General features: G+C 39.2%; 18 protein-coding genes. 5 read left to right on the top strand and 13 right to left on the bottom strand.

Translation table 11 applies throughout. The features are described 5' to 3' along the window. Window positions 1-49: 49 nt before the first annotated feature. The gene (ygiD, locus tag LC419_RS07375; protein WP_223606751.1) at window positions 50-877 is read right to left on the bottom strand and encodes a 4,5-DOPA dioxygenase extradiol; all 828 of its coding nucleotides are present in this window, start codon (window positions 875-877) and stop codon (window positions 50-52) included. 162 nt (window positions 878-1,039) lie between these two features. After that, window positions 1,040-1,552 carry a YceI family protein gene (locus tag LC419_RS07380; protein WP_223606752.1) on the bottom strand — a complete coding sequence of 171 codons (513 nt, stop codon included), beginning with the start codon at window positions 1,550-1,552 and terminating at the stop codon, window positions 1,040-1,042. A 511-nt stretch (window positions 1,553-2,063) separates the two neighbouring features. Here LC419_RS07380 and LC419_RS07385 point away from each other — a divergent pair. Further along, window positions 2,064-4,205, top strand: coding sequence for a S9 family peptidase (locus LC419_RS07385; protein WP_223606753.1), 2,142 nt, complete (start codon window positions 2,064-2,066; stop codon window positions 4,203-4,205). A gap of 77 nt (window positions 4,206-4,282) precedes the next feature. Here the strand turns inward: LC419_RS07385 and LC419_RS07390 are convergent, their stop codons facing one another. Next, window positions 4,283-5,089 carry a hypothetical protein gene (locus LC419_RS07390; protein WP_223606754.1) on the bottom strand — a complete coding sequence of 269 codons (807 nt, stop codon included), beginning with the start codon at window positions 5,087-5,089 and terminating at the stop codon, window positions 4,283-4,285. Between the two features lie 107 nt (window positions 5,090-5,196). Between LC419_RS07390 and LC419_RS07395 the strand changes: the two genes are divergently transcribed. Continuing rightward, window positions 5,197-6,222 (top strand): LLM class flavin-dependent oxidoreductase, encoded by a 1,026-nt coding sequence (locus tag LC419_RS07395; protein WP_223606755.1) that lies wholly within the window; start codon window positions 5,197-5,199, stop codon window positions 6,220-6,222. 51 nt (window positions 6,223-6,273) lie between these two features. On the opposite strand, the gene LC419_RS07400 is transcribed toward LC419_RS07395, so the two are convergent. The 3 genes from LC419_RS07400 to LC419_RS07410 all read right to left on the bottom strand — a co-directional run bounded on the left by LC419_RS07400 (window position 6,274) and on the right by LC419_RS07410 (window position 10,870). Then, entirely contained in the window at window positions 6,274-9,309 is a 3,036-nt protein-coding gene (locus tag LC419_RS07400; RefSeq protein ID WP_223606756.1) for an AAA family ATPase, read from the bottom strand. 3 nt (window positions 9,310-9,312) lie between these two features. Continuing rightward, a complete protein-coding gene (locus LC419_RS07405; RefSeq protein WP_223606757.1) occupies window positions 9,313-10,518 on the bottom strand; it encodes an exonuclease subunit SbcD in 1,206 nt (401 codons plus the stop codon). 199 nt (window positions 10,519-10,717) lie between these two features. After that, window positions 10,718-10,870, bottom strand: coding sequence for a hypothetical protein (locus tag LC419_RS07410; protein WP_223606758.1), 153 nt, complete (start codon window positions 10,868-10,870; stop codon window positions 10,718-10,720). A gap of 119 nt (window positions 10,871-10,989) precedes the next feature. On the opposite strand from LC419_RS07410, the gene LC419_RS07415 reads away from it, so the two are divergent. Next, window positions 10,990-11,241: a VF530 family DNA-binding protein gene (locus LC419_RS07415; RefSeq protein ID WP_223606759.1), complete on the top strand. Its 252-nt coding sequence runs from the start codon at window positions 10,990-10,992 to the stop codon at window positions 11,239-11,241. 115 nt (window positions 11,242-11,356) lie between these two features. Then, window positions 11,357-11,857: a peptidylprolyl isomerase gene (locus LC419_RS07420; RefSeq protein ID WP_072925123.1), complete on the top strand. Its 501-nt coding sequence runs from the start codon at window positions 11,357-11,359 to the stop codon at window positions 11,855-11,857. 42 nt (window positions 11,858-11,899) lie between these two features. Here LC419_RS07420 and LC419_RS07425 read toward each other — a convergent pair whose 3' ends face one another. Both LC419_RS07425 and LC419_RS07430 read right to left on the bottom strand, forming a co-directional pair. Beyond that, on the bottom strand, window positions 11,900-12,277 hold the full coding sequence (locus tag LC419_RS07425) for a YchJ family protein (protein WP_223606760.1): 378 nt from the start codon (window positions 12,275-12,277) through the stop codon (window positions 11,900-11,902). A 212-nt stretch (window positions 12,278-12,489) separates the two neighbouring features. After that, entirely contained in the window at window positions 12,490-14,631 is a 2,142-nt protein-coding gene (locus LC419_RS07430; protein WP_223606761.1) for a M3 family metallopeptidase, read from the bottom strand. A gap of 59 nt (window positions 14,632-14,690) precedes the next feature. On the opposite strand from LC419_RS07430, the gene LC419_RS07435 reads away from it, so the two are divergent. Continuing rightward, window positions 14,691-15,518, top strand: coding sequence for a head GIN domain-containing protein (locus LC419_RS07435; RefSeq protein WP_223606762.1), 828 nt, complete (start codon window positions 14,691-14,693; stop codon window positions 15,516-15,518). 1 nt (window position 15,519) lies between these two features. Here the strand turns inward: LC419_RS07435 and LC419_RS07440 are convergent, their stop codons facing one another. From LC419_RS07440 to LC419_RS07460, 5 genes are all read right to left on the bottom strand, one after another. Then, window positions 15,520-17,406 (bottom strand): monovalent cation:proton antiporter-2 (CPA2) family protein, encoded by a 1,887-nt coding sequence (locus LC419_RS07440; protein ID WP_223606763.1) that lies wholly within the window; start codon window positions 17,404-17,406, stop codon window positions 15,520-15,522. Window positions 17,407-17,409: 3 nt separating this feature from the next. Then, entirely contained in the window at window positions 17,410-17,931 is a 522-nt protein-coding gene (locus LC419_RS07445; protein ID WP_223606764.1) for an NAD(P)H-dependent oxidoreductase, read from the bottom strand. 193 nt (window positions 17,932-18,124) lie between these two features. After that, window positions 18,125-18,943, bottom strand: coding sequence for a YgcG family protein (locus LC419_RS07450; protein ID WP_223606765.1), 819 nt, complete (start codon window positions 18,941-18,943; stop codon window positions 18,125-18,127). Then, entirely contained in the window at window positions 18,924-19,352 is a 429-nt protein-coding gene (locus tag LC419_RS07455) for a TPM domain-containing protein (RefSeq protein WP_175548923.1), read from the bottom strand. The genes LC419_RS07450 and LC419_RS07455 overlap by 20 nt, the downstream gene beginning before the upstream one ends. After that, window positions 19,352-19,957: a LemA family protein gene (locus LC419_RS07460; RefSeq protein ID WP_223606766.1), complete on the bottom strand. Its 606-nt coding sequence runs from the start codon at window positions 19,955-19,957 to the stop codon at window positions 19,352-19,354. The genes LC419_RS07455 and LC419_RS07460 overlap by 1 nt, the downstream gene beginning before the upstream one ends. Window positions 19,958-19,979: the final 22 nt, after the last annotated feature.

The raw sequence follows: 19,979 nt of genomic DNA on the forward strand, positions 1-19,979 counted from the left end.
AAACAATATTACTAAATTTCTAGTGATAAAAAAAGACTCTTAAAGCAGTTTATCCTATCCTCATACTCGTCATGCTTAAAGACCCACCAATGAGTTCATCATTAAATAAAGACAGGTCTTCAGATGTATCTTTTAAACCTAATGAATAGATTAACGGAAGGTAATGATCAGGTGTAGGAACTGCATACTGAAGGAATGTTCCCTGTTTCTGATAGTCTATGATATTCTGAAAATTTCCGTCCAGAAGCCAGTTATTGGTCTTTTCTCTTGCTTCTACAGCCCAATCCCAGCCGGCACCTACTGTATCAATGTTTTTCCAGTCGATCAGACGAAGGTTGTGAACAATATTTCCGCTTCCGATGATCAGAATCCCTTTTTCCCGAAGCTTATTCAGCTTTTGGGCCAGATCAAAATGATATTGCGGAGGTTTTGTATAATCGATGCTCAGCTGGATCACCGGAATATCAGCATTGGGGTACATATGTTTAATCACCGACCATGCGCCGTGATCAAGTCCCCAGTTGTGATCTTCCTCCACCAAAGCCGGAGCTAAAAGTTCAACTGTTTCTTTTGCCAGTTCCGGGCTTCCCGGAGCAGGATACTGCACATCAAACAAAGCTTTCGGAAAACCGCCGAAATCGTGGATGGTTCTTGGCATATCCATCGCAGTAACATATGTTCCCTGCGTATACCAGTGGGCAGAAATACACAGAATAGCATTAGGTTTTGGAATCTCCTGTGCCGCTTTTCTGAATCCCCGGACAAACTGGTTGTCTTCAATAGCGTTCATCGGCGAACCGTGCCCGAGAAATAATACGGGCATTCTTTGGGTATTTCCAAAATGGTCGCTGATGTTCTGCAGATCGTTGAGGTTCATAATAAGGTTGTAATTAGAAAAAGGCTCAAGGCTTTTAGAAAAATCCCTGAACCTTTTTATGTTATAAATTGGATAATTTTTATTTAAATAAGATTGCATCCTATTTTGGGCTAAGTCGCCACTTCGTGGCTCCCTATTTTAAACTAAAAATCCGTTTTTTTGTTATGCTTGTTTTACAAACTGTAATTCTCCGGCGATTTTTACTTCTTCACTTACCATTACGCCGCCTGCTTCAAGAGCTGCGTTCCAGTTCAGTCCAAAATCTTTTCTGTTGATCTTTCCTTCAAAAGAAAAACCAGCTTTTGTATTTCCCCAAGGGTCAACATTGATTCCGCCGAAGTCTACGTCTAAAGTGATGGGTTTTGTAACACCGTTTACGGTAAGGTTTCCAGTTATTTTATCATTTAAAGCCTGAGATTCAAATGTGATAGACGGATATTCTTCCGCATTGAAAAACTCAGCAGATTTTAAGTGATTATCTCTGTCTGTATTATTGGTGAATACAGAATCAGTTTGGATGGTAGCTGTTGTTTTAGCGTTGGTGAATGTATCATCGTCAGCTTCAATCTCTGCATTGAACGTTCTGAAGTTTCCTTTGATGTTAGAAATCATCATGTGTTTTACTTTGAAAGTAATTTCACTATGCGTTGGGTCTAGGTTCCATTTTGTTGCCATTGTATTGTATTTTTTGTTTGTTATTGATACTGCAAATGTAGGACAGAGAACGTATACGGGTCATTGATTTAGGATAAGAAATAAGAGTAGTGCTATTTTTGAGTGTGAAATGTCAATTTTGCTTCGCAAGTCAGTGGTCAATTTTGAGGCGGATAAATTCACAATTGACAATTCACCTTTGACTCAATATTTCTTGTGAAGTGTCAATTTTGCTTCGCAAGTCAGTGGTCAATTTTGAGGCGGATAAATTCACAATTGACAATTCACCTTTGACTCAATATTTCTTGTGAAGTGTCAATTTTGCTTTGCAAGTCAATAGTGAATTATGGATGCTGGTAAAATTCACAATTCACCATTGACAATTCACATTAATTTCACCCTAATTCTTCCTCCCATTAAGTTAAGAATTTATTTTTATCAATACATTAATCCTGTTTTATGAATGTTTTAATTTAACATTTATTAACGGATGACTTTTATTTCTTATTTTTGAGGGATTCAATTTTATACAATGAAATTACATAAATTTTCTTTATTGATGCTGGTTTTGGGTAGTTCTGCATTAGCTCAGACCCAAAAATTCACCATGGCGGAGGCAGTAAACGGATTGAGAACGAATCTTGCCGTGAAAAATATCTCTCAGTTTTCATGGGCTGCAGATGGTAAATCTTACATTCACGCTGTAAAAGGCGGCTATCTGATCACCGATCTTAAGACGAATAAGCAGGATACTTTAGTATCTCTGACTCAACTCAACAAATCGTTCTCTGATGCTAAACTGAAAGCGGTTCCGCAAATTAAATTTACAAACGGTTCAAACGGTTATTTCAGTGCCAATGACAAAATGGTCTGGATCGAAAAATCTGGAAACGATTGGAAAGTGAAAACATCAGCTGCCGTTGAAGGAAATGCTTCCAATGTAAAAATGTTTGGAGATAATCAGACTTTTGCTTTTACAGTAAAGAACAATTTATTTGTCAACAAAAACGGAAAAACAATTGCTGTTACCAACGATTCTGATGAAAATATCATCAACGGTGGGGCAACAGTTCACAGAAATGAATTCGGAATCGACACAGGAATTTTCCCGGCTCCCAATTCTGAAGCGGTAGCATTCTACAGAATGGATCAGACAATGGTGGCAGATTATCCGATCATCGATTGGTCTGTAACACCAGCCGTTAACCATAACATTAAATATCCGATGGCAGGGCAGAAGTCTCACGAAGTCACTTTGGGTGTTTATAATATCAAGAATCAATCAACGACTTTCCTTAAAATCGAAGGGGAAAAAGATCAGTACCTGACAGCCGTTACCTGGAGCCCGGATTCAAAATACATTTTTGTAGGCGTTCTGAACCGCGGACAGAATCATGTAAAAATGAACCAGTACGATGCTGCTACAGGAAATTTTATAAAAACTTTATTTGAAGAAACCAGCGACAAATATGTTGAGCCTCAGCACGCGCTTACGTTCTTCCCGAATTCCAATACAGACTTCATCTGGCAGAGTCAGAGAACCGGATACAATCACCTGTTCCACTACAGCCTTGAAAAAGGACTGGTTTCGCAAATTACAAAAGGAGATTGGCTGGTTACTGATATTTTAGGTTTTAACGAAAAGAAAAAGGAGATCTATTTCACTTCTACGAAGGAAACTCCTACAGAGAAACATCTATATAAGATCAACTGGACCAACTTCAAAATGCAGCGTCTGGATGATGCAGCCGGTGTACACACAGGAGTTTTAAGCAGTGACGGAAATTATCTGTATGACACTTACAGTAATGCAGGTACCCCAAGATCTATAAATATTATCAATACCAGTACGGCAAAATCTACGAATATCCTTACGGCAGAAAATACATTGAAAAATTATCAGCGACCTGAAATTAAAAATATAGAATTGAAAGCTGATGACGGAACACCGCTTTATGGAAAGATCATTCTTCCAACAGATTTTGATGCCAGCAAAAAATATCCGGTGATTGTTTATCTGTACAACGGACCACACCTTCAGCTGGTGACCAATACGTTCCCCGCATCCGGAAACCTTTGGTACGAATATATGGCTCAAAACGGATACATTATTTTCACCATGGACGGAAGAGGTTCTGCCAACCGTGGAATGAAGTTTGAGCAGGCTGTGTTCAGAAACCTGGGAACCACAGAAATGAATGACCAGATGAAAGGAGTGGACTATCTAAAATCTCTTCCTTATGTAGATGCTCAGAAAATGGGAATCCATGGATGGAGCTTTGGTGGCTTTATGACGACAAGTTTCATGCTTCGCAAGCCGGATGTATTTAAAGTAGGTGTTGCTGGAGGACCGGTAATCGACTGGAAAATGTACGAAATCATGTACGGAGAAAGATATATGGATACGCCACAGGAAAATCCTCAGGGATATGCAGCAGCGAATCTTCTGGATAAAGTTCAGAACCTGAAAGGAAAATTACTGATGATCCACGGTGCTCAGGATGATGTGGTGGTATGGCAGCATTCCATTAAATTTATCAAATCTGCAGTAGACAATGGAGTTCAGCTGGATTACTTTACCTATCCGGGACATCCGCACAATGTGATTGGAAAAGACAGGGTTCACCTGATGCAGAAAGTGACGGATTACTTTGATCAGTATCTGAAGAAATAATAGAAAAATCCAGCCGAAAGGCTGGGTTTTTTATTTTGATAGTACATTGAATTTTGATTTCTCGCAGATGCGACGGATTAATCATAAAATTCTTTTGTCACATAAGTGCCATTATTGATTCTTTTCAGTTCTTTTAATATATAATACCGATGTAGGAAACCTGTAAGCACAACGATCTTTTTACCAGGATGGGTTGCTGCAATTTTGGAAATGTTTTTAGCCATCGTCTGGTTTCGGAGGTCCCAGAATCCGGACATTAATTTAAAACCGTCTCTGTAGCTGATCTTTTCACCGTTTGGTTTTACAACGAATCTTTTCGTAAATTCAGATCTTGCTTCAATGATCTTTAAAAGCTCGGAATACTGGGCATTCTGTCTTTTTCCTGAGATCTCGTCGGTACTGGCATTATTAAAATTTTCCGGGGATAATTCTGCAATCTTCATCAGATCTTTTGTGAGATTGGTGAAGTTTTCATAGATCTTCATTTCGGAAGAGGTCAGTTTTTTTGCTTTATAAAGACTGTCAATCAGCATCACCGATAAATTATCCGTAGGAACCATTCCTCTGTCTTTTCTGTACTGATTCCTTCCTTCAAAATCAAAAGGGAATCTTAATGTTTTAGGGTATTTTTTCAGATAAGCATTACTTGCTTTGATCTCGTTTTCTGTAATCTTAATGCCGTTTTCGTAGTCTTTCATTCCCTGGGTGTCCACTTCATGAAGGATGATATCCGGTTTTACTTTATCAAGGATGTCGAAGAGTATTTTAGGATGATAATTGGGTACACTGTCATGAATGTTGCCGATGACATAGATTTCAGTCTTGCTTTGTGAAAAAAAGAAGCCGGTAAGGAGAAGTAAGAAGGCTGTTAACGTGTGTTTCATTTTTATCATGATAGAAAGGGCTAAATATAGGTAAAATCCGTTCTTAACAAACATCAATGTTTTTGCCCTTTTTCATCCGTAATTTTGTGTATCTAAAATCTAAAAATATGGAATTAGGAATAGGAATGTTTGGGGATCTGGCTTTTGATCAGGCTACCGGAAAATATAGAAATGCAGGCGTGAAGATCCGTGAAATACTGGATCAGGTTAAATTAATGGATGAGGTGGGGATTGATGTTTTTGCGATGGGAGAGCATCACCGTCCGGATTATGCAGTTTCGTCACCGGAAATGGTACTGGCTGCCGCAGCGAGTATCACCAAAAATATAAAGCTGGCAAGCGGGGTTACGGTTTTAAGTTCTTCAGAGCCTGTGAAAGTATATGAAGATTTCTCAACTTTAGATCTGATCTCAGACGGAAGAGCTGAAATATTTGTCGGAAGAGGAAGTTTTATTGAGTCGTTTCCGTTGTATGGTTATTCACTCAATGATTATGAAGAACTTTTTGACGAAAAATTAGAATTGCTTTTAAAAATCAACTCAGAAGAAAATGTAACCTGGTCAGGAAAACTTCGTGCACCGATGCAGAATCAAACGGTGTATCCGAGAGCGAAAAACGACGGAAAACTTTCGATCTGGAGAGCAGTAGGCGGAACTCCGCAATCTGTTTTAAGTGCAGCAAAATTAGGAATGCCATTGGTAGTCGCCATCATCGGAGGAATGCCGGTGCAGTTTAAAAATCTGGTTGAATTTTACAAGCAGGAATATCAGAAAGCGGGACATGACGTCTCCAAAATGCAAATCGCGATTCATTCACATACGTTCGTAAGTAATGATCAGGCTGTAGTGGACGGATATTTCAATACCTATAAATCTCAGATGGACAGAATCGGGGCCACCAGAGGCTGGGCTCCTTATACGAAAATGCAGTATGACGGCGGAAGAGCAAAAGAAGGCGCTCTGTTCATCGGAAGTCCTGCACAGGTAGCGGATAAAATTACCTACATGAAAGAGATTTTCGGAATCACCAGATTCATCGGGCATATGGATATCGGTGATCCTGCTCACGATATCATGATGAAATCTATTGAACTGTTCGGGGATGAAGTAAAACCGGCTGTTCAGGATCTATAAAATGAAACCTCTGCTATAAGTCAGCAGAGGTTTTTTATTGTCGTTTAAAATTTATACAATTTCAATCAGGCTTCCCCTTTCTTCATCCTTCACGATATTGAGAGCGGTTGGAATCTTTTCTTTAAGCTCTTCCACATGGGAGATAATTCCTACAATTCTGTTTTCTTTCATCAGATTCGTGAGAGTTTCAAAAACTATATTGACGGATTCCGTATCCTGCGTTCCGAAACCTTCATCTATAAAAAAGAAATTTTTGTCAGCCTTCGCATGGGACTGAACACTTTCCGCCAAAGCTAGAGCCAGACTCAATGAAACCTGAAATGCCTGTCCCCCGGAAAGAGTTTTTACGCTTCTGCTTCTGCCTTCATTCAGATAATCGATGATTTCAAAATCATTGCTGTCATTCAATTGAAGACTCAGCTGATTTCTTGTCATTCTGTGGAAACGGATATTCGCATGATCACACAATTGTCTTAGATAAATAGAGGAAACATACTGTACAAAACCGGCTCCTTTGAACAGGTTCATCATCAGTTTTAAATTTTCAGAGCGCTTCTGAAGGCTCGTGAGATTCTTCAACAGATCTTCTTTCTTCCGGAATTCCTTTTCCAGTCTTTCAATTTCGGCCCTGATTTTTACAACAGCATCATTCATCTGTTTCAAATCAGTCTGAGCTTCAGTGAACTGTTTTTCAGCCAGAGAAAACTGCTCATCATTGAAGGAAAGGTCTTTCAGTTTTAATTCCAGACCTTCAATGACTTTCTTTAAAGTTTCATAATCGATTTTAAATTTTTGAATTTGAGCTCTGGCTTCCTGGATATTGATTTCCTGACGTAAAATATGCTCTGCTTCTTTAAAATCTGCAAAATTCTGTTCCGCTAGTGCTAAAATGATTGCTTCCTTATTTTCCGATATTTCTTTTTCAAGCTCCGTTATCTGTTTTTCAAATTGAGTGACGATCGTTTTTTGTTCTGCCAGTTTAGGAGCAAGTATTTTTTCCTGTTGCGATGCTTTCTGGTAATTTTGTTCTGTCTCAGTATTGAACTGTAATAGCTTGCGATAAGCATTTTCAACCTCTGCTACGGATTTTTGTTCATAGCTTTTCCAATCCAGTGTCTTCAAATTGGAACGGCTGATATTGATCTGTTCCTGTTTCGCAGCTTCTTCCAGTCTGAAAGTTTCCAGAGCGTTTCTGTATTTATCCAGGGTCTTAGTTTCTCTTTCCAGAGTTTCCCTTTCCAAAGCAATTTGCTGGGCGTTTTCCTCCATCTTCTTTTCGATGGCAAAAGAATCTAACCGTTTTTTTTCAAATTCATCTTCATGATCCGGACTGAATGATGTCCAGACGAAATGTTGAAGATGTAGGTCAATATCTTTCTGAATTTCAAGCAATGCTTTCTGCTCATTGGCCAGCTGCTCTTCAAATATTTTTTTTCGGGCTAATATTTTTTCAATTTCAGTTTCCTGTGTCTGATTCTTTAAGATCTCCTGTTCTGCAGAATGAATATTCTCCTGGATTTCCTGCAGTTCAGTATGTACATCTTGAATTTCTACAATATGCGGATGTTCCGAAGAACCACAAAGCGGGCAGGCTTCACCGTCATGAAGTTCGCTGGCAAAACGCGACAGCTCCTTTTGGATTTTTAAGTGATCCTGTTTTTGTGAAAGCTCCTTTTTCTTTTTTTCCAACACTTCCTTTTTACTTCTGAAATCTTCCTTAAAATTTTCATGGTAAGAAAAATGCTTGAGTTCCTCAGAAATTTCTCTGATCTGTTTCTGCTGGTTTTCAATTTTACCGATCTGCTCCTGCCTGGATTTTTTGAAGTTTTTCTGCTGAACAAACCAGTTTCCAACAGCTGAAAGTACAGCCGAATCCAGTTTCTGTTCCTTCAGAATTTCTGCATCTTTGGAAAGGGAATCGATCTTTTTCTGAATACTGTTTCTGTTTTCTTCTACTTCTTTTACTTTTTCGGATCCTTTTTGTGTTCTGTCTTTAAGTGCTTTGATTTCATTGGAAAAGGTCAGAATTTTTACAATCAGATTCAGGTCGTTTTCCTGAGCTCTAGACTGTTCCAATGCTTTAAACTGCGGTTCAAGCACATTGAGTTGTTCTGTAATTGCTTTAAAATCCTTCTCAATTTCCTGTAAAGTTTTTACCTGAAGCTCTCTTTCAGTCTGTTTGGCTTCCACTTCTTTGGAAAGCTTATTTTTTTCATTAATTAAAGGATTGAATATCCGGAACACGCGGTCATAAAGCTCTGTTTTCACCTCCAAAGCATCCATTTGGGGTTTGCGTTCGGATAGCTTATTAAAGTTTTCTCTGTTTTGTTTTAAACTTTCAAAATCTGTTTTTAAATTTTTCAGCTGTTGATAGGCTGTTGAAATCTCTTCAAACTTTTTATTGGATTCTTCGAACTTTTTCTGTTCCTCTACCAGAAGCTCTTTCTGAAGCTGAATGTTTTCTTCGTTGATTTCTTCAAAACCTTTTAACTGACCTTCCAGCTGATCCAGTTCAGACCTGTTTTTCCCGTATAGAGCAGATGCATTATTCTGAAGATCATAGCGCTGAAGGTTAAAAATATCCTTCATCATATTGGTTCGTTCTGCAGCACCCAATTCCAGAAACTCTTTGAACTGGCCCTGCGGAATAATGATGGTCCGTTTGAAATACGAATAACTCAGGCCAATAATAGCTTCCGCATTAGAATGATCCAGAGGAATCCATTTACCACCAATATGCTCATAAAATGTAACCGAATAAGGTTTTACATCTTCAAATTTTTTCGAATTTCGTCTGAAATCTCGGGTTGCCCGGAACAGTTTATTCTCATAATTGATAAAATCAAACTCGATATAAGAACTGTTTGACTTTAAATTCATCATGTTATATGCCCTTTTATCGCGCATATTCAGACGCTCCGTCTCACCATAAAGAGCAAACGAAATAGCCTCAAGCACCGATGATTTCCCTGAACCTACAGCCCCGAAAATACCAAATAACCCTGCATCGGTAAGGTTTTTAAAATCTATGGTCTGGCGTTCCTGATAAGAATATAAACCTTCGATCGTTAATTGAACAGGTATCATGGCTTAGGTATTTAAAATTTCGTTAAACAAATTCATCAGTTCTTCATTGGCTTGCTGGCCACCATTTTTAGATTTAAAATAATCTCTGAACAAAGGCTCTATATCCTGATTCAGATTAATTTCCATATTTTCCTGTTCGGTAAGTCCTTTGCTTTTAACTTTTGGAATCAGGTGAACGATGCCGTTGTGGGATTGATGGATCATTCTCCGTTCATCAGCGGTTAAAAAGGTTTCACTTTCCAGGGTCAGCTCAATGAATGTATAAGGATTTTCAGCCAGCCACTGAACGGTATCTTCAACGGAAGTAAAGGTCTTTCTGACCAATTTTCTTCCACTTTTAAGAGGTTTCTTTATGAATGATACAGGTTGCCCCGGTTCCGCTTCAATGATTGAAACATATTTCGTCTGTCCGGCTTCACTAAAACTGTAGCAGAGTGGCGAAGATGAATAGACAACAGGCTTTTCCTGAGTTCCGATATTTTGAAAGGCGTGTAAATGACCCAATGCCGTATATTGAATCTGATCCGGAATACTATCCGAAAAGATGAGGTCTGCATTTCCTATCTTAATAGGTTTCTCACCTTCCGGTTCTTCTAATATTTCAGCTCCTCTTTTGTTCATGTACAAATGAGCGGTCAGAAGGTTGACTCCGGAAATATCGCAAAACTGATCTGCCAGTTCTTTCCAGGTTTCGGATAGGACCTTATTAATTTCTTCTTCCTTATTCTCCCCGAAATATTCTTTCAAACGGACTTCATTGGCATAAGGCGTATGTAAAATCCGCACCGGAAAATCTATGTTTACAAGGGCAAGTTCTATAAAGCCCTCTTTTGAATTGATGATTTTGAAATATTCAGTCCCAAAAGGAAGAATTTCTGCTTTAGGATGACCAATTAAAATAATTCCGCATTCCCGTGCCAGAGGATCCGGCGCATTGATCAGATTGGGAGAATCGTGATTTCCTGAAATAGCAATAACAGGGCGTTTTCCATTTTGAGATAAACGCTTCAGTGTTTTATAAAACAGTTCAGCAGCCTCTACACCAGGCGTAAAATTATCAAATAGATCGCCGGCAACGAGAATAAGATCAACGTCTTCTTCATCAGCAGTAGTGATGATCTCTTCCATTGCTGAAATCTGTTCTTCCAGACGGGAAAACCGGTCCAGTCGTTTTCCCAGATGCCAATCGGCGGTGTGGAGGATTTTCATGAAAATTCTATTATGTTTTTAAAGTAAATATGAAATGTAATTTTAAAGATAGGGATTACCTGATTGATCAAAACAAGTTTTGTTGGTAATTCACGACCAATTACATTTAGGAAAAATAACCTTGTATGTAGCAAAAGACAATTGGCAGCTTCTGACCTAACGGATTTCAAAATCGTCAGGTTTTAAATAGTAATGATTATTAAAGTTTGCTATCGGCTTCTCTTGCTTTAAAATCTTCTCGAATCTGTTTTAATCGTGCTTTTCTTTCTACTTCAGCATTTTGTATTTTACGTTTTTTCTGATCAATTTTCTTTTTATGTTTTTGACGGTTTGCCTCGTTATTTTTGCTCATATTTATTTTCGGAATGAATCGTTTTTAGGTAAAAATACACTCATCAAAAATACTAAAGATTGGGAGTTTAAACAATTTTAGTCGCTAAGTCGGATAAAATATTTTAATTTTACTGCGTTATGGAAGAAAAATCAAAAGATCCTTTGCACGGAAAAAGACTCGATGCCATTCTTGAAGAACTGGTAGAATACTATGAAGGATTCGAGAAACTTGGCGAGCAGATCAATATCAAGTGCTTTACAGATAATCCGAGCATCAACTCTTCTCTGAAATTTTTAAGAAAAACAGATTGGGCGAGGACGAAAGTAGAAAGTCTGTACCTCTTTGTTTTGAGACAGAAAAAACGAAACGAAACGAAAAACGGAAAGTAAAAAAAGAGGCTGTTTTGAGATTTTTGTTTTAACAGGTTTTAAATAGTCAATCATTTCAAAAATAGTATATTTGTGCCGTTAATCGTGAAAAACATCACGAAAAAAAAGATAAAATATGACAATTGAAACCAACCATGTTGTAGCAGTAAGCTACATACTTCACACGATCGAAGAAGATGGAAGTAAAATTCTTGTAGAAGAAACAACAGCAGAAAATCCACTTACATTTTTATATGGTGTAGGAATGATGATTCCAAAATTTGAACAAAATATTCTTGGCCTTAAAGCAGGAGATAAAGCAGCTTTCGTTATTCAGCCGGAAGAAGCTTACGGAGAACAGGATCCGAACTCTATCACGCAGTTGCCCATCGATATGTTTCAGGAATCAGGAGTTCCTCCAATAGGAGCTATCTTACCTTTATCTGATGGTCAGGGAAATAATTTCCAGGCATTTGTAGTAGAGGTGACACCTGAAGCAGTAATTGCTGACCTTAACCATCCAATGGCTGGGAAAGTTTTAGATTTCCAGGTGGAAATTGTAAACACACGTCCTGCAACAGAAGAAGAATTGACGCACGGTCACGCTCATGGAATTGACGGAACTGACGCTCACTAAACTATAAGAAATGTCCGGAAAAAATTTCGGACATTTTTTTCTCTATTCTAAAAATTCTCCACTCACATAAAACCATCGGTTTTGAATCATTTTGAATTTTGATAATTCGTGATGGAGTTGCTTCTTTCCTTCCTCATCCGTATAGAAAGCTTTAAATTCAACTTTACTGATAGAAGGCTTATCTATAATTTCCAGTTTTGTCCACTCATTAATTTCTCCCCATTCCTGCAGATCTTCTGTATTGTGGTATTTCCTTTTTGCAGGATAGGTAGTTTCCATCAGGTATTTTCCGTTCGGAATCGCGAATGCAGAAAAACGGGAACGCATCAGGGCTTCCGCAGTAGGTGCATTCTTTTCTCCGGTGTGGTACGGCTTGCAGCATTCTTCATAAGATTTTCCTGAACAGCAGGGACAGTCCATATTCTAATTTTTTTTGAACCACAAAAATATAAATTTTAACAATAGGAACGGGCTTTAGCCCGTGGCATAAGGAACCTCTCAAAAAGCTCAAGCCATTATATTCAATAGGAATGGGTTTTAACCCATTTAACGGAAACATTCAACCATTTCCATGGCTTTAGCCAAAACGTATAAAAAAAAGAAGCACCCAATCGGATGCTTCTCTGTAAAATTTATTTTATAAAACCTCTGTTTCTCAATAAAGGTTTGATATCCGGATCATGTCCCGTAAAATCTCTGAAAGCCTGATTCAGGTCTACAGAATTTCCTACAGAAAGAATATATTTTCTGAAACGGTCACCGTTTTCTCTGGTCAGACCGCCATTGCTTTTAATCCATTCCCATGCATCGTTGTCAAGGGTTTCAGACCATAAATAAGCATAATAGCCCGCTGAATATCCACCGCCCCAGATGTGCGCAAAATAAGGCGTGTGATATCTTGGAGGTACGGTAGCTAGAGTAAATCCGTGGCTTGCCAATGACTGTTTTTCAAAATCAAGAACAGGAATGAGCTGGCTTTCATTTGTAACGGTATGCCAATCCATATCAAGAGCTGCTGCAGAAACAAGTTCTGTCGTCATATACCCTTGGTTGAATGTCGCTGCCTTTTTAATTTTCTCAACTAAAGTCTGAGGAATCGGCTGCTTTGTTTCGTAGTGAATCGCATAATTTTTAAGAACCACAGGATCTAAAGCCCAGTGCTCATTGATCTGCGAAGGGAATTCCACAAAGTCTCTCGGAACACTCGTTCCTGAAAGAGATGGATATTTCTGGCTGGCAAACATTCCGTGGATGGAGTGTCCAAATTCATGGAACATTGTAGAAACGTCATCATAGCTGATCAGAGAAGGTTTTCCCGGAGCCGGTTTCTGATAATTATAGCAGTTGACAATCACAGGTTTTGTTCCTAAAAGATAAGACTGCTCAACAAAATTACTCATCCATGCACCACCGTTTTTAGAATCTCTGGTATAGAAATCAAGATAATAGATCGCGATAGATTTTCCATCATGGTCAAAAACCTCGTACGTTACTACATCTGGGTGATAAACCGGAAGATCGGTTCTCTTTTTGAAAGTAAGTCCGTAGAACTTTTCAGCGGCATAGAAAACACCTTTTTCCAGAACAGTAGTCACTTCAAAGTAAGGTTTGATCTGGTTTTCATCAAGGTCATATTTTGCTTTTCTTACCTGCTCTGCGTAGAAGTTCCAGTCCCATGGTTCCACTTTGAAGCCACCTTTCTGCTGATCGATAAGGTCTTGAATATCTTTTGCTTCACGTCTTGCCGTTTCCACAGCAGGAGTCGCGATCTGGTTCATTAACTTGGTGGCTGCCTCAGGCGTTTTAGCCATCTGGTCCTGAAGTTTCCATTCAGCGAAACTTTTCTTTCCAAGGATCTGAGCTTTTTTAAGTCTTAATTTAGCCAGCTTTTCAATGGTTTCACGGGTATCATTTCCGTCGCCTTTTTCAGCTCTTAACCATGAAGCTTTGAATAATTTTTCTCTGGTAGCCCTGTTTTTCAGATTCTGAAGAAGTGGCTGCTGGGTCGTATTTTGAAGAGCAAGAAGATATTTTCCCGGTTGTCCTGCAGTTTTAGCATCCGTTGCTGCTGCTTCGATCTCATCAGCTGAAAGTCCGTCAAGTTCTTTGGCATCAGAGAAAAACACACCTCCCTGTTTTCTGGCTTCCAATAATTTATTGGCATATTGTGTAGAAAGTGATGCCAGTTCCTGATTGATCTGCTTTAATTTTTCTTTATCCGCTGCAGAAAGATTCGCTCCTGCAATCTCAAAATTTTGTTTGTAAAACTGTACAAGTCTTTTTCCTTCGGAGTCTAAACCGTCTTCTTTAATGGACTTGATTCTTTTATATAAATTTTCATTCAGGTACATTTTATCGGAATGTGCTGCAAAAATAGGAGCAAATTCTTCATCTAAAGCCTGAAGGGTAGGGTTGGTATTCGCGCTTGTAAGATTGGAAAATACAATAGTGGCTCTTTTTAAAACTTCACCGCTTTTTTCAAGGGCTACAATGGTGTTTTCAAAAGTAGGAGCTTCCGGATTGTTGGCGATTTTAAGGATCTCAGCATCGTGCTGTTTCAGTCCAAAATCGAAAGCAGGTTTGAAATGTTCATTTTTAATTTTATCGAATTCCGGAGCTTCATACTGAAGCTTGCTTTTCTTCATAAAAGGGTTTGAAGATAAGGATGGATCGGTAACAGGAATCTCCTGTTGAGTATCGGTTTTCTTCATTGTAGTACAAGATTGGTTAAATGCCAGCGCAGAAATTAACAATACCGATGAAATATTTTTCATAAATTAGTTGTTATTAAAGTATAAAGATATTAAAAACTTAATTTATAAACGCAGTAAACATGAAATCAACAACTCTTTTTATGCTGTCAGCCTTCGCGCTGATGACCTCTTGCAATGAAAATCATAATAAAAGAAACAATGATAATGACAATAATGGTAACGGGTGGGTAGACAAAGTAATCGACAAGGACAACGGCCCGGTTAAAGAAAAAACATTCAACGGAGACTTTGACGAAATAGAAGTTTCCCAGGCGATCGATGCTGAAGTGATCAAGGCTGATGCAGAGAAAGTGGTTATTTCCGCACCCGAAAATATCATCAACGAAATTCTTGTGGACAACGATGGCGGAAAGCTTCATATCCATTATAAAAAAGGAATCAGAGTGATGAACAGCCACAATGTAAAGGCTAAGATTTACACAAAAGATTTCTCAAAACTTACAGCCAATTCTGCAGCAAGTATAAGCATCAAAGATAAATTTACACAAGATAAAGTAAGCATTGACATCTCCAGTGCAGCCAGCGTTTCCGGAGATCTTGAAGCCAATGATTTCGATATCTCAGCAGGAAGCAGCAGCAGTTATAAAGGAAAAGTATGGGCGGTGGATCTTGATATTGAAGCATCTTCAGCGGCAAGTCTTGATATTTCCGGGAAAAGTAAAAATGCGGACATCACTTCTTCATCAGGAAGCAGTATTTCAGCCAAGGATCTTATTGCAGATAATGTAAAAGCAGATGCATCCAGTGGAGCGAGCCTTCAGATAAGTGCTGTGAATTCAGTGAATGCCGAAGCTTCTTCAGGAGGAAGCGTAGATGTCTCTAAAAAAGGAGAACTTAAAAATGTAACCAAACAGGAAAGCAGTGGCGGAAGCGTCAGTATTCAATAAATCAATTGGGAGTTTCCTCGTCATTATCATCATCTACTGACGAGGAACCTTCCCAGTTTCTATTATCAAAATTAAGATTGTCATAAGCTAATAATTCCTCCTCACGCTGGAGGATTTCTTTTGTGGTGAATGATAGGATTTCATCATCGTCCTTTGCCTTGGACAGTCTCCGGATGGATGCCTTGTCTATAGCCATAAATCTTTGTCCCAGACGTCTTGCAGCATATTTCCTCATCCCGGTTTCATGAAGAAGGTCTACCGCCATATCCACGGCGGTTCCCAATGTTTCACGATAAATGTTTTCAATGCCGTTATTCAAATAGTCATACGCATCGATCCTGTTTTTGGCTCTCACAAAAATTTTAACCTTCGGATAATGTTCACGTACAAGATCAGCAATGAATTTATTGTCATCCCGGTCATCAAGACACAAAACTAAAATTTCCGCATCTTCAATGCCGGCAGCCCTTAAAGTGGGAATTCTTGTGGCGTCTCCATAATATACTTTAAAACCGTGGCTTCTCAGAAGTTTCACCCGGTCAGAATCCCTGTCCAGAACGGTTGCTGATATTTTATTTGCCTTTAAAAGACGGCCTACCGTACTGCCAAAGTGCCCGAAACCGACAATAATAATCTTCTTCTGGCTTACATCATTGTCCAGGATATTGAAATCGTTCTCTTCATCAGGAATCTCTTTGATGAATTTAGGCGTAATGAATTTATCGTTAATAATCAGAAGGATAGGGGTGATGCACATAGTGATTGCTGTAACGGCCATCATTTGCGCATTGAGTTCAGGGCTTAGCAGATAAAGATCCGAGGCGTAATTGATCAGTACAAAAGCAAATTCCCCTACCTGAGAAAGAGCAAAGGCGTAAAATAAGCTCTGCGGTGTATCGATTTTAAAAAACTTCCCAATCGCATAAAGAACCAAAAATTTTACAGTCAATACCGCAAAAACAGTAGAGAAAATAAAAACAGGATCCTGCTGAATAATATTAAAATTGATGGTAGACCCAACGCTCACAAAGAATACTGCCAAAAGCAGCCCTTTAAAAGGATTGATCTGCGCTTCCAGCTCATGCCGGAATTCACTGTTGGCAAGCATGACACCGGCAAGGAAAGCTCCCAATGCCGGAGAAAGCCCAATCGCAGCCATAAGCTCTGAAACCCCGATCACGAGGAATAGGGAGGAAGCGGTAAGCAATTCCGTCATTCCAGACTTTGAAACATATCGTAAGAAAGGAACGAATACATATCTCCCCAGAAGAATCAAAATAGCAACCCCCAGAATTACGGTTCCGGCCTGCAGCCATTCCGGAAGTTTCTGGATGATGATTTGGATTTCGTTATCGTGATGACTTGCTTTATAATTAGCAATAAGCGGGAGGATAGCCAGGATAGGGATCACCGCAATATCCTGAAACAGAAGGGTAGAGAATGAGGCTTCTCCAGCCATTGTTTTAAAATTATTTTTTTCCTGGAGGGTCTGCAGTACGATTGCGGTAGAAGAAAGCGCAAAACACATTGCAATGGCAATAGCTTTGTCTATCCTCCATCCCGCACTGATGAAAACGAGAAACAGCAGTGAAATAGAAAGCAGCATCTGCGTAAGCCCAAGACCCATTATTTTTTTACGCATTTCCCAGAATTTCCGGGGTTCCAGTTCCAGTCCCACTAAAAAAAGCAGCATAATCACTCCAAATTCACTGGCGTGCATGATATCATTGACATCTTTTCCGGTAAGACGCAGAACATAAGGGCCGATAATGATTCCTCCCAAAATATACCCGATCACTGAGCTTAACCCAAATTTTCTCGCCAGCGGAACCATAATAATGGCTACGCCTAAGAAAAGTAATGTATTCATTGCTAAGCTCGACTCCATATGCTATTGATTGAGAAGTTCTGTAAATTCTTTTTTATGTAAAATAATGTCTTTTTTGCTCAGTTTATTGGCCTCGTAAACGATCTTGATATGTTTGATATCTGCTTTGAAAACCTTTAAGGATACGATCAGTCCACTGATGAGCTCTTCTACCATGTATTGGTATGTTCCTGTTTTAGTGAACGATCTCTCTTTTCCGCCGGTGGTGATCAGAATGTAGATCTCTTTCCCTTCCAGAGGATTGGTTTCGCCTTCCCTGAGCCAGTCTCTGTCGAAAACTTCATCAATCCATAATCTCAATAAAGGAGGCATTCCAAACCAGATCAGCGGAAACTGAAAAATAAAACGGTCATAATTTCTTAACCTTTTTCTCTCCCTGAATGCCGCGATATGAAAATCCGGATATTCTTCGTAAAGATCTCTGAGGGTAAAATGCTGGTGACGAACATAGAAATTAAAAAGCTCTACGTTCGAATTGGAGTGCTCTAAATAGGGATGTGCAAAAACTACCAGCGTCTTCTTCATAAACCTGTTTTCAGTAAATATAATGAAAAAAAAATAGTTAAAAGACGGTTTTTAAGTGGTTTTGTTAATTTTTTAATATGTAAAGTTGAATTTAGTATTAAAATAAGATAAATAAATGGTGGTATTTTAGCATATTAAATAAAAAATCGGGCCATGAGCCCGATTATATTGAATTTAGTTGAGTTATTTTCGATTACCATCCGCCCGAAGCACCACCACCTCCGAAGCTTCCTCCGCCGCCAAAGCCGCCGAATCCACCTCCGCCGCCACCGGAACTTCCACCACCAAAGCCTCCGCCTCCTCCGAAGCTGCCAGGGAACGGGAAGAATCCGCCTGGATAATTTCTGCGTCCTCTTCTTGTGATGATCACATCGTCGTCGTCATTATTGCCGCCACCACGTCCTCCGCCTCTCCCTCCGAAGAGAAAGGCCAGAATGATAAAGATGACAAATGCGATCAGAATGATTTTAAAAGCACTTCCATTGCCTGAAGGCGCTGAAGTTTCCGTAGGTTTGAATTTCCCTTGAACGGCCTCCATAATGGCTGAGGTACCGCGGTTGATACCTTCGTACCATTGTCCCTGCCTAAAATTGGGAGTGACAATATAATCAAGAATTTGTCCCGCCACAGAAGCGGTAAGGTACTGTTCTACGGCTCGTCCTTGCTGGATAGACATAGTTCTGTCTTCTGTTGCAATAAGGAAAACGACCCCATTATCCACCCCTTTTTTTCCGATTTTCCATTGCTCACCGAACATGGTCGCAAGAAAATTGACGTCTTCTCCTTTGGTAGAACGAATAATGATCACTTCAATTTCCGTAGAAGTAGAATCTGCAAACTTGATCAGTTTGTTGTTCAGCTCATCTTTTTGCTGCTGCGTCAACAGTCCTGCTTCGTCAAACACAGGATACAGGACCGCAGGTTTTTGCGGAATCGTGTATTGTGCTGATACAAAAGTGTAAAAGCAGAAGAGTAGAAATGAAAATACAGGTTTAAGAGAACGTAATTTCATTAGAGAGCTGATTGGGATTTTTTCCCTGAACAGGAAAATATTTTTTTAATTCAAGACCGGTCTCCAGGATGCCGCTTTTTAAAGCTTTATAATAATTTCCTTTAGCAAATTCAGCAGTAATATAGTCGTGGAGATGATCCCAATACGACTGGTGTACTTTATCATGGATTCCGATATCACCGATGATGGTCAGATATTTCTGTTCGAAATTCACATGAAAAAGCACAGCATTTCTGTCGGCAGTTTTATTCATACAGAGTTCTTTGAAAACTTCAAATGCAGTCTGTGCATTTTGGGTTTCGGTGTTCGAGTCAATATGGATACGGATCTCGCCTGTAGAATGTTCTTCTGCAGATTGTATGGCCTCCACAAGGGAAGTAATTTGCTGATTTGTCAGAAAGCGGCTCATTATTTAAATACTTCAGGCGCTTTTTGTGCACCGGCTTCAGCCTTGAAGAATGGTTTTTCTTTAAAGTTGGTAAAGTTCGCCAGAATATTGTTCGGGAACGTTTTGATCGTTGTATTGTAATCTTTGGCAGCGTCATTATAATAAACCGTTTCGGTTCTGATGCTGTTTTCTATCGCTGTAAACTCTCTCTGGAAGTTGATGTACTGCTGATCCGCTTTTAAGTTCGGATAAGATTCCACCACAGCCATTAATCTGCTTAATGCTCCGGAAAGTTCTCCCTGTGCAGCCTGGAATTTCGCCAGATCAGCTTCTGTCATATTAGAAGGGTCGATTTGAATGGAAGTCGCTTTAGAACGTGCTTCAACCACTTTCGTTAATGTTTCCTGTTCAAATTTTGAATACGATTTAACGGTTCTTTCCAGGTTCGGAATAAGGTTAGCCCTTTTCTGATATACCGTTTCGATATTAGACCATTTGGAATTTACGTTCTGTTCTTTCGAAACAAAATTATTATAACCGTTTTTCCCCCAGAAGAATAATACTCCTACAATGATTAGCAGAGCAATACCGATAGTTCCTGCACTCAGGCAGCCTTTATTTTTCATAGTTTATTTTTTTTAATTTTTT

This window comes from Chryseobacterium sp. OSA05B, from assembly GCF_019970065.1.
In the GTDB taxonomy this organism is placed as follows: domain Bacteria; phylum Bacteroidota; class Bacteroidia; order Flavobacteriales; family Weeksellaceae; genus Chryseobacterium.

What these genes read in the sequence shown, in the direction of transcription:
- ygiD (WP_223606751.1), bottom strand. Translation starts at nt 877, where the DNA reads ATGAACCTCAACGATCTGCAGAACATCAGCGACCATTTTGGAAATACC.
- LC419_RS07380 (WP_223606752.1), bottom strand. Translation starts at nt 1,552, where the DNA reads ATGGCAACAAAATGGAACCTAGACCCAACGCATAGTGAAATTACTTTC.
- LC419_RS07385 (WP_223606753.1), top strand. Translation starts at nt 2,064, where the DNA reads ATGAAATTACATAAATTTTCTTTATTGATGCTGGTTTTGGGTAGTTCT.
- LC419_RS07390 (WP_223606754.1), bottom strand. Translation starts at nt 5,089, where the DNA reads ATGAAACACACGTTAACAGCCTTCTTACTTCTCCTTACCGGCTTCTTT.
- LC419_RS07395 (WP_223606755.1), top strand. Translation starts at nt 5,197, where the DNA reads ATGGAATTAGGAATAGGAATGTTTGGGGATCTGGCTTTTGATCAGGCT.
- LC419_RS07400 (WP_223606756.1), bottom strand. Translation starts at nt 9,309, where the DNA reads ATGATACCTGTTCAATTAACGATCGAAGGTTTATATTCTTATCAGGAA.
- LC419_RS07405 (WP_223606757.1), bottom strand. Translation starts at nt 10,518, where the DNA reads ATGAAAATCCTCCACACCGCCGATTGGCATCTGGGAAAACGACTGGAC.
- LC419_RS07410 (WP_223606758.1), bottom strand. Translation starts at nt 10,870, where the DNA reads ATGAGCAAAAATAACGAGGCAAACCGTCAAAAACATAAAAAGAAAATT.
- LC419_RS07415 (WP_223606759.1), top strand. Translation starts at nt 10,990, where the DNA reads ATGGAAGAAAAATCAAAAGATCCTTTGCACGGAAAAAGACTCGATGCC.
- LC419_RS07420 (WP_072925123.1), top strand. Translation starts at nt 11,357, where the DNA reads ATGACAATTGAAACCAACCATGTTGTAGCAGTAAGCTACATACTTCAC.
- LC419_RS07425 (WP_223606760.1), bottom strand. Translation starts at nt 12,277, where the DNA reads ATGGACTGTCCCTGCTGTTCAGGAAAATCTTATGAAGAATGCTGCAAG.
- LC419_RS07430 (WP_223606761.1), bottom strand. Translation starts at nt 14,631, where the DNA reads ATGAAAAATATTTCATCGGTATTGTTAATTTCTGCGCTGGCATTTAAC.
- LC419_RS07435 (WP_223606762.1), top strand. Translation starts at nt 14,691, where the DNA reads ATGAAATCAACAACTCTTTTTATGCTGTCAGCCTTCGCGCTGATGACC.
- LC419_RS07440 (WP_223606763.1), bottom strand. Translation starts at nt 17,406, where the DNA reads ATGGAGTCGAGCTTAGCAATGAATACATTACTTTTCTTAGGCGTAGCC.
- LC419_RS07445 (WP_223606764.1), bottom strand. Translation starts at nt 17,931, where the DNA reads ATGAAGAAGACGCTGGTAGTTTTTGCACATCCCTATTTAGAGCACTCC.
- LC419_RS07450 (WP_223606765.1), bottom strand. Translation starts at nt 18,943, where the DNA reads ATGAAATTACGTTCTCTTAAACCTGTATTTTCATTTCTACTCTTCTGC.
- LC419_RS07455 (WP_175548923.1), bottom strand. Translation starts at nt 19,352, where the DNA reads ATGAGCCGCTTTCTGACAAATCAGCAAATTACTTCCCTTGTGGAGGCC.
- LC419_RS07460 (WP_223606766.1), bottom strand. Translation starts at nt 19,957, where the DNA reads ATGAAAAATAAAGGCTGCCTGAGTGCAGGAACTATCGGTATTGCTCTG.